At 35.1% G+C, this 733-nt stretch carries 1 protein-coding gene; it reads right to left on the bottom strand.

Annotated elements, in window-relative coordinates:
• Positions 1-733, bottom strand: a 733-nt coding sequence (locus ACN1CN_RS22800; protein WP_419137992.1) for an AMP-binding protein, incomplete at both ends; no start/stop codon positions are given.

Raw genomic sequence — 733 nt, 5'->3', positions numbered from 1 at the left:
TCTGTCTGCGTGGCAAAAGGATTATCTATAAATCGCTCATGGGTTAAATCCAAACGGTTCAAATACCCCCTGGCCAAACCAGCACCTCCTATATGAAGCTCACCGATAACACCTATCGGAACAGGAAGATTATTAGCGTCAAGCACATAGGCTTTCGTGTTTTGGATAACCTTTCCTATTTGTTCAACTTCATCTAATACTATTTGTTTAGATGTTGCATAAATAGCTGCTTCTGTCGGTCCATAAAAGTTAAACAGTTTTATTTTATCTGAATATAACCTAGCCGTTTTCTTATCACAAGGCTCTCCTGCATATATCAGAATTTGCAAATCCGGATATATTATTTGAGGTAAGCGACTCAATACAATAGGTGGTAAATATATCAGATTGATTTGATTAGCTATAAAATAATCTGATAATAAAACAATATCGGTTCTAATATTTTTTGATAAAATATGTAACTCTAACCCCTGCACAATACTTGTAAAAACCTCTGATACAAAAACATCAAACACATATGCAGTATATACAGTTGCTTTTTTTATTTCTTTCTTATCATAAATATTATATAAAGCCGTCAATGTATTAACCACCCCGGCATGCTCAATCATCACCCCTTTAGGCCTGCCTGTCGTTCCGGAGGTATAAATAACATAAGCCAGATTCTTTGCTAAACTATGTTGTGGAAGATTAGAACTCGCTTCTACCTGATAAAAATCCGAAACAAGATCAA

It is taken from the genome of Flavobacterium sp. T12S277 (assembly GCF_048514875.1).
Classification (GTDB): Bacteria; Bacteroidota; Bacteroidia; order Flavobacteriales; family Flavobacteriaceae; genus Flavobacterium.
This window is presented reverse-complemented; position numbering and strand designations above follow the sequence as displayed.